This window comes from Kitasatospora sp. NPDC091257, from assembly GCF_044757675.1.
Lineage (GTDB): Bacteria > Actinomycetota > Actinomycetes > Streptomycetales > Streptomycetaceae > Kitasatospora > Kitasatospora lactacystinica.
Genome location: NZ_JBIVVI010001532.1, coordinates 1 through 1,809 on the forward strand (window position 1 = coordinate 1; position 1,809 = coordinate 1,809).

Here is a 1,809-nt window from a genome sequence, read left to right on the forward strand (position 1 = left end):
CCCCCGCAAGGAGGCGAGCCCCGTGCTCGGTACCCACCACCAGGCGTCACGTCCCACCACCACGACCTCACCCGACGAGGTCGGACGTGTCGGATGGATCGTGGTCGGCGCCTCGATGCTCATGGCCGGCGCAATCGGCCACGCGCTGTCCGGCATCCTCGCGATCGCCAGGGAACTCCTGCGCCCCGCGCCGCAGCGCGCGCCCACGCCGGTCCGCCCCGTGCACCCGGCCGACCTCGGCGTCGAGGAGAAGGACGGCTGGATCCTCATCACCCTCCTGTTCCTCCTGACCGGCACGATGGCCCATGCCGTCGCGCACGTCGTCGAGACCATCAGACAGGCCACCCGGACCACGCACCGGCAGGTGTCGGCATGACGTCGGCACCGACCGGGGCGCCCGGCCGGCCCCCGGGAGCCGACGACGGTGAGCGGGTGGAGCGGTCGGCCCCCGACTCGGTCTCGGCGGGGCGGCGGGCCCGCCGGAACGTGCCGCGCTCGGCCCACGGGACCTGGACCCCCGGGCCGGACCGCGCGGACCCCGTCGACGTCCTGGAGGCCCAGGCCGCCACCCGCGTCCCGGAGCTCGTGCCGATCCGCTACGGCCGGATGGCGGCCTCCCGGTTCGCCTTCCTGCGCGGTGCGCCCGCCATCATGGCCGCGGACCTCGCCACCGCCCCGAACACCGGCCTCACCGTCCAGCTCTGCGGGGACGCCCACCTGTGCAACTTCGGGCTCTTCGCCTCGCCGGAGCGCGCCCTGCTCTTCGACCTCAACGACTTCGACGAGACCCTGCCCGGCCCCTTCGAGTGGGACGTCGAACGCCTGGCCGCCAGCATCGCCGTGGCCGCACGCGAGAACGGCGAATCCGACGCCTCTGCCCGGGCCGTGGCGCAGTCGTCCGCCCGGGCGTACCGGCTCGCCATGCGACGGCTCGCCGGCCTCGGTGAACTCGACGTCTGGTACGAACGGGTGGACACCGCCGAACTGCTGCCGCTGGTCCAGCAGTCGAAGTACCGCAAGCGCGTCCGGACCACGATCGCCAAGGCACGCGCGCGCACCAGCCTGCAGGCCCTGGCCAAACTCACCGAGCCCGGCCCGGACGGCGAGCCCCGGATCGTCGCCGACCCGCCGCTGCTGGAACCGATGGACCCCGCCGACCTGCCCCACCTGCGGCAGATCCTCCTGGACTACCGGGACACCCTGCCGGAGGAGCGGGCGGCGCTGCTCGACCGCTTCGAACTGATCGACGCGGCCCGCAAGGTGGTCGGCGTGGGCAGCGTGGGCACCCGCTGCCACATCGGCCTGTTCCGCGCGCGCGCCACCGGCGAGCCGCTCTTCCTCCAGGTGAAGGAGGCCGAACGGTCCGTGCTGGAACCGCACCTCGCGCCCAGCGTCCACCGGCACCAGGGCCGCCGGGTGGTCGCCGGACAGCGCCGCCTCCAGGCCGTCAGCGACATCTTCCTCGGCTGGGCCACCGGCCCGGCCGGCCGCGACTTCTACTGGCGCCAGCTGCGCGACATGAAGGGCTCCGCCGTCATCGACGGCATGCCCAAGGGCCTGCTGGACGGGTACGCCGAGCTGTGCGGCCGCACCCTCGCCCGCGGACACGCGCGCACCGGGGACCGCGTCGCCATCGCGGCGTACCTCGGTTCCGGCGACGTCTTCGACCGCGCGATCGCCGACTTCGCCCTCACCTACGCCGACCTGACCGGCGCCGACCACGCCGCGCTCACCGCCGCGATCGACAGCGGCCGGATCACCGCCCGGTCCGGGGTGTGAGGCGGCCCCGGCGAGCCCCCGAGCGGGGAC

General features: G+C 74.6%; 2 protein-coding genes. Both read left to right on the forward strand.

What is annotated here, in order from left to right:
• Positions 1 to 376, forward strand: a 376-nt coding sequence (locus tag ACIQOV_RS40000; RefSeq protein ID WP_401055866.1) for a hypothetical protein, incomplete at its 5' end; no start/stop codon positions are given.
• Entirely contained in the window at positions 373 to 1,779 is a 1,407-nt protein-coding gene (locus ACIQOV_RS40005; protein ID WP_401055868.1) for a DUF2252 domain-containing protein, read from the forward strand. The genes ACIQOV_RS40000 and ACIQOV_RS40005, both read left to right, overlap by 4 nt.
• The last annotated feature ends 30 nt before the right edge of the window (positions 1,780 to 1,809 follow it).